This is a genomic window from Micrococcus sp. ACRRV, assembly GCF_022346985.1.
Lineage (GTDB): Bacteria > Actinomycetota > Actinomycetes > Actinomycetales > Micrococcaceae > Micrococcus > Micrococcus porci.
In genome coordinates, this window is the sequence record NZ_JAKRNH010000129.1 from 1 (window position 1) to 6,081 (window position 6,081).

The following is a 6,081-nucleotide window of genomic DNA, read 5'->3' on the forward strand; positions in this document are numbered from 1 at the left end:
CCGCCCCCACCGGACACCGGCGCCCCGCACACCGGGTCACAGGGCACCGGATCACAGGGGCCCGGCGTCGCCGCGGGTCGCGGACGGGGACGCACCGGGGGCGGACGCGCCGGTCCCCTGTGATCCGGTGCCCTGTGACCCGGTGTGCTGTGACCCGGTGTCCTGTGGGGCCGTGCCCGGGGACCCGCCGCCCTGGGACGCCGTGCCCGGCGTGCCGGGGGCCGGGGCACCGGGCAGCCCGGGCGCCGGCGGGACGGAGCCCTGACCGGGGGCGGACGTCGTCGCGCCGTCGGAGGAGGGCTGCCCCGGCGCAGGCACGGCGGCGTCGCCGCCCTCGGAGGCGGGCGCCGCGGAGGGGCGCTCCGGGAGCACGAGGGCCTCCGGGCTGCGGGCCGCGTCCTGGGCGGAGACGCCCAGGGCGGAGAGCCAGGGGCGCACGGTGTCCGCCGGGATGCGGGCGGTGAGCACGCCAGCGTCGGCCGGGGACATGGCGGCCTGGTCCACCTCGAGCAGGGCGGAGCCGTCCGGCAGGAACGTCAGCGCGTCCCACACGCGGACGTTCTCCACCTGGGCGGGGGCGTCCACGGCGGAGCGCAGGCGGTCCTGCACCACGGCCGGGTCCCCGGCCATGCGGGCGCCGACCTCGCGGCGGAACGCGGCCCAGCCGTCGGCCGTGAAGAGGTCCTCCGTGGACAGCACGCGGTCCTCGCGCGCCGCGTACCAGACCACGTGGACCGCGGAGACGGAGCGGTCCCCGCGGCGCTCCGTGGAGAGCAGCCGGGCCGCGGCCACGTCCCGGCCGGCGACGGCCAGGCGCGGCTGCACGTCCAGCACCGGGCTCGCCGTGCGGTCGGTGTCCCGCTGGTACTGCGCCACCAGCCCGCGCACCGACTCGTCCATGGCCTGGGTCCAGGCCGGGGCGCCGGGCACCTGCAGCCAGGCCGCGTGGTACTCCGGGTCCTGACCCTGGATCACCGCGAGGGAGGCGCCGGGGACCTTGTCCAGGTCGAGGGACGGAACGTCCAGCGTGAACGGGGCCATGTCCATCGACGGCAGCTCCTGCGTCGCGGCGGCGGAGGACGGCGCGGGGGAGGAGGACGCGGCGTCGTCGCCGGAGCCGCACGCGGTGAGGCCGAGCATGCCGAGCGCGAGCAGGCCCGCGCCGGCGCGCAGGCGGACGGTCGAGGCGGGGGACAGGCGGTGCATGGGGATCACTTCCGGTGCTGGAGGGCCTTGATCTCGGCCTCCACGCGGGCGGCGGCGGCCTCGGGATCCTCGTGGTCCACCGCCGGATCGGCGGCCCGGCCGCGGTTCCGGCGCAGGCGGAGGACCACCCACACCGCGAGGAACACGAGGATCAGGACCATCACGATATTCGAGAACATGTCCGCATAGTCCGAGATCACGTGGAAGTTCTCCCCCAGTGCGTACCCGCCGTACACGAAGATCGCGTTCCACAGCAGGGAGCCCAGGGCGGTGAACAGGGTGAACTTCGCCACGTTCATCCGCTCGATGCCGGCGGGGATGGAGATGAGCGAGCGGAAGACGGGGACCATGCGGCCCACGAAGACGGTCCAGTACCCGTAGCGGGCGAACCACTTCTCCGTCCTCTCGACGTCGGACACGTCCACCAGCGGCATCCACGCGGCGATCCGGTACAGGCGGCGTCGGCCGAGCCACGCGCCCAGGCCGTAGAGCGCCAGCGCGCCGACCACGGAGCCGACGGTCGCCCAGATCAGGGCGGCGTGGGGGCTGAACGCGCCGCCGGCCGCGGTGAACCCGGCCAGGGGCAGGATCACCTCGGAGGGGATCGGCGGGAAGATGTTCTCCGCGAACACCGCCAGGCCCACGCCCACCGGTCCGATCGCCTCCATGATCGCGACGATCGTGTTGCCGAGCCACCCGTAGTCGGGGGTGCCGGCGGCGGCGAGCAGGGGGAGGGTGCTGAGGGCTGACATGCCCCCATTCTCCACGACGACGACGGCCGCCGCGTCGGACGTCGTTCGCCCCCGGCGGATCACGGGCGGCGGGTCCGGGGACGCGGCGGCGCCGATTGGTACTGTGGGCGTGCTGACCGCTCACCCGATCGTTCGCGCCACACACACGCCGTGACGTGCCGCGGGCTCCACTGGAAGGAAGACTCCATGAGCATCATCCAGATTCCGCTGCGCCTGACCTCCGGCGCGTTCATCCTCAACTCCGGCCTCGGCAAGCGCAAGCTGGGCGAGGAGCAGGCCGCGTACCTGCAGAACATGGCCGCCAAGGGCGTCCCCTCCCTGGCCAAGCTCTCCCCGTCGCAGTTCAAGAACTTCATCACGGCCACCGAGATCGGCACCGGCGCGGCCCTGCTGGCCCCGTTCGTCCCGGGCTGGCTCGCCGGCTCGGCGCTGACCGCCTTCTCCGGCGGCCTGATGTCCATGTACCTGAACACCCCGGAGATGACCGAGGCCGACGGCGTGCGTCCGTCCCAGGACGGCACCGCCGTCGCCAAGGACGTCTTCCTGCTGGGCGCCGGCCTGGCCGTCACCGCGGACTCCGTGGTGAACCGCCCGGGCAAGCGCAAGAAGGCCGCCAAGAAGCGCGCCGCCCGCATCTCCGACGCCCGCGACGCCAAGGTGGACGCCATCCGCGCCGCCCAGGACGAGAAGGTCGCCGCGATCCACGAGGCCCGCGAGCAGCAGGTCGCCGCGCTGCGCGAGGCCCGCCAGGAGCTGGCCAAGCTGCGCAAGAAGGCCTGAGCCCTCTCCGCACACGAAGGAGCCCCGCACCGGTCGCAGGTGCGGGGCTCCGCTGCGTCCAGGGGGCGGGGGCGCCGCCCCCTCTGCTCAGCGGTCCGCGCCGCTCAGATGTCCACGCCGGCGGGGTTCAGGACGCGGCGCAGGAAGTCCTGGGTGCGCGGCTCCTGCGGGTCGGTGATGACGGCGGAGGCCGGGCCCTGCTCGACGACGACGCCGCCGTCCATGAACACGACGCGGTCGGCGACCTCGCGGGCGAAGCCCATCTCGTGCGTCACGACGAGCATGGTCATGCCCTCGCGGGCCAGCTTGCGCATGATCGCCAGGACGTCGCCCACGGTCTCCGGGTCCAGGGCGGAGGTGGGCTCGTCGAAGAGCATCAGCCGCGGGTCCATGGAGAGGGCGCGGGCGATCGCGACGCGCTGCTGCTGGCCGCCGGAGAGCTGGTCCGGGTAGCGGCCCTCGAGCTCGCCGAGGCCCACGCGGGCCAGCTGGCGGCGGGCGGTGTCCGCGGCCTCGGCGGCGGAGCGCTTGAGCACCTTCACCTGGGCCACGGTGCAGTTCTCCAGCACCGTCAGGTGCGGGAACAGGTTGAACTGCTGGAACACCATGCCCACGTGCTGGCGCAGCCGGTCCAGGTCCACGTCCGGGTCGGTGACGGTGAACTCGCCCACCTGCACGCCGCCGGAGTCGGGGACCTCGAGCAGGTTCACGCAGCGCAGCAGCGTGGACTTGCCGGAGCCGGAGGGCCCGATCAGGCACACGACCTCGCCGGGGGCCACGTCCAGGTCGATGCCGCGCAGCACGTGGTTGGAGCCGTAGGACTTGTGCAGCCCGGCGATGTGCACGCCGGCGGCGGTCCCGGCGTCGGAGGGGCGGGGGGAGGCGGTCTGCTCGGTCATCTCAGTGGGCCTTCCGGGACGAGCGGGCCTCGAAGCGGCGCGCCAGCAGGGACAGCGGGATGGTGATCACCAGGTAGCACAGGCCGGCCACGAGGATCGGGGTCATGCCGGCGTCCAGGGCGGCGATGCCGTCGCGGCCGAACTTCGTGAGCTCGTACTCGTGTGCGGCCAGGCCCAGCACGTAGACCAGGGAGGAGTCCTTGGTCAGGAGGATGACCTCGTTGGTCAGCGGCGGCAGCACCACGCGGAACGCCTGGGGGATCACGATGGTGAGCATGGCGCGCCAGTGCGGCATGCCCAGGGAGCGGGCGGCCTCCATCTGGCCCTTCGGGACGGCCTGCAGGCCGGCGCGCAGGGTCTCGGCGATGTACGCCGCGGACACCATGCCCAGGGCGATCATCACGACGACCGGGATGGGCCAGGAGACCCCGAACGCGAAGGGCACGCCGTAGCCGAAGGCCAGGAACACCAGCAGTGCGGGGATGCCGCGGAAGAACTCCACGTAGGCCGTGGCCAGCCACCGGTACGGGGCGAAGGAGCTCATGCGCATGAGCGCCAGGAGCATGCCGCCGAGCAGGCCGACGACGAACGCGGTGACCGTGTAGAAGATCGTGTTGCCCAGCCCGACGAGGATCACGTTCGGGAACATCGGGCCCGCGGCGCTGAAGTTCAGGACGTTCTCCGCGATCGCCTGCCAGTCCGCCAGCAGGGCGACGACGACGATCGCCAGGACGAACACGGCGGCCTGGACGGCGACGGACAGGGTGCGGCGCCGGCCGGCGCGGGAGGGGGCGGCCGCGGTGCGGGGCGCGGGGGAGGCCTGGGTGCTCACTGGTAGTCCTTCTGGGCGGTGCCGAACCACTTCTGCTGCAGCTCGGCCACGGTGCCGTCGTTGCGCAGCGTCTGGAGGGCACGGTTGACGGCGGAGCCGAGCAGCGCGTTGTCCGGGGCCACGCCCATGCCGAGCTGCTCGCCGGTGGGCAGGGACTCGACGACGCCGAAGCGGGGGTCGTCCTTGAGGGAGTACAGCAGCACGGACTGGTTGCCCAGCAGGGCGTCCACGGTGCCGGCCTGGAGGGCCTGGACCTGCATGCCGCCGTCCTCGAACTGGACGGTGTCCAGCCCCTGGGACTGGGCGTACTCCTCGCCGGTGGTGGCGGTCTGCACGCCCACACGCTTGCCCTGGGCCGAGGCGACGTCCGTGATCCCGGAGTCCTTGCGGGCCACGAGGACGAGGTCGTCGTCGAGGTAGGGGAGGGTGAACGCCATGACGTGCTGGCGCGGCTCGGTGATGGAGATGGCGGAGGCGTTGAGGTCGCAGCCGGTCAGGGACGCCCCGGACTCGATGGCCTCGAAGGAGGTGTCCACCACCTTCAGCTGCAGGTCCATGGTCTCGGCGAGCTTGCGGGTGAGGTCGATGTCGTAGCCCGTCAGCTGGCCGTCCTGCTCGAACTCGAACGGCGGGTAGGGCACGTCGGCGCAGACCGTGAGCACGCCGGGCTCGTGCAGCCGGTAGGTCGCGCGCAGGTCGTCCTCGGCCAGGGGGCCGGTCGTTCCGGCGTCGCCGCCGATCACGGCGCAGCCGCTCAGGAGCGCGGCGCTCAGGCCGGCGCCCACGGCGCCGAGGGCGCGGGAGGGGGTGCGGGGCATGGTGTGCCTTCCAGGACGGTCGGGCCGTCCGGGTCGGGCCGCGGGGGCGGTACGGGCGGGTGATCGGCTCATCCTAGGTCTCCGCCGCGCCGTGGTCCCGAGGTGGTGCGGAATGTGACCGGGCGCCGCGGACGGCGTCGGGCGGGGCCGTCAGGCCCGGTCCGCGGCCAGGGAGGCGAGCGACTGCAGGTGCTGGGCCACGGCCCAGGCCTGGGGCCAGCGGGTGGCCCGGGAGGCCAGGGCGTCCCGACGGCGGACGGTGCGGCGCGTCCGTTCCAGTCGCACCCGGGTGCCGGCCCCGGAGAGAGGCTGGTGGCCGGGGTAGTCCACGGGCTGGTCCGGGTCCGGGCCGGAGTCGTCCACGAGTGTGAACACGTACGCGCCGGCGAGGTCCCCGGAGTAGTCGCGCCCGTCGGGCACCAGGGTGCCGTCCGAGTCCTGGTGCGGAGGCCGGTGCTCGTCGAGGACCTCGGCCCAGCGGATGCGGGCCGCGCCGTCCGGGGTGGAGGTCTCGGAGGGGAACAGCTGGCTGGTGGAACGGTGCTCGCCGCCGCGCGCGCCGCGTGAGCGCACGGTGGTGACCACACCGAACGCGTCGTCGACCTCCGCGTCCGCGGGCTGCGCCGTGATGGCGCGGATCGGCTCAGGGTCCCGCAGCAGTCGCATCACGTGCTCGCGCGGCGCCGCCACGAACCACTCGGCGCCGATTGCGGACAGCCGGCCGGCCCGGCTCGCACGGGAGCCTGAGGGACGGATCCCGTCCGGCGGGGTGAGGGCGTCGGGGGGCACGGGGC

Annotated in this window: 7 protein-coding genes; 1 reads left to right on the forward strand and 6 read right to left on the reverse strand. The window is 73.8% G+C overall.

Annotated elements, in window-relative coordinates; translation table 11 throughout:
• Positions 1-51: 51 nt before the first annotated feature.
• Complete coding sequence (locus MHY29_RS10860; protein ID WP_239241188.1) at positions 52-1,206, reverse strand: hypothetical protein; 1,155 nt, start codon at positions 1,204-1,206, stop codon at positions 52-54.
• 5 nt (positions 1,207-1,211) lie between these two features.
• Complete coding sequence (locus MHY29_RS10865; RefSeq protein WP_224356440.1) at positions 1,212-1,958, reverse strand: DedA family protein; 747 nt, start codon at positions 1,956-1,958, stop codon at positions 1,212-1,214.
• A gap of 186 nt (positions 1,959-2,144) precedes the next feature.
• Here MHY29_RS10865 and MHY29_RS10870 point away from each other — a divergent pair, with 186 nt between their 5' ends.
• Complete coding sequence (locus MHY29_RS10870) at positions 2,145-2,738, forward strand: hypothetical protein (protein WP_224356441.1); 594 nt, start codon at positions 2,145-2,147, stop codon at positions 2,736-2,738.
• 104 nt (positions 2,739-2,842) lie between these two features.
• On the opposite strand, the gene MHY29_RS10875 is transcribed toward MHY29_RS10870, so the two are convergent.
• The 4 genes from MHY29_RS10875 to MHY29_RS10890 form a co-directional block, all read right to left on the reverse strand.
• Positions 2,843-3,637 carry an amino acid ABC transporter ATP-binding protein gene (locus MHY29_RS10875; RefSeq protein ID WP_224356442.1) on the reverse strand — a complete coding sequence of 265 codons (795 nt, stop codon included), beginning with the start codon at positions 3,635-3,637 and terminating at the stop codon, positions 2,843-2,845.
• A 1-nt stretch (position 3,638) separates the two neighbouring features.
• The gene (locus tag MHY29_RS10880; protein WP_255718884.1) at positions 3,639-4,400 is read right to left on the reverse strand and encodes an amino acid ABC transporter permease; all 762 of its coding nucleotides are present in this window, start codon (positions 4,398-4,400) and stop codon (positions 3,639-3,641) included.
• Positions 4,401-4,465: 65 nt separating this feature from the next.
• A complete protein-coding gene (locus MHY29_RS10885) occupies positions 4,466-5,287 on the reverse strand; it encodes an ABC transporter substrate-binding protein (protein WP_224356444.1) in 822 nt (273 codons plus the stop codon).
• A 150-nt stretch (positions 5,288-5,437) separates the two neighbouring features.
• On the reverse strand, positions 5,438-6,081 hold a 644-nt coding region (locus tag MHY29_RS10890), incomplete at its 5' end, for a hypothetical protein (RefSeq protein ID WP_239241190.1).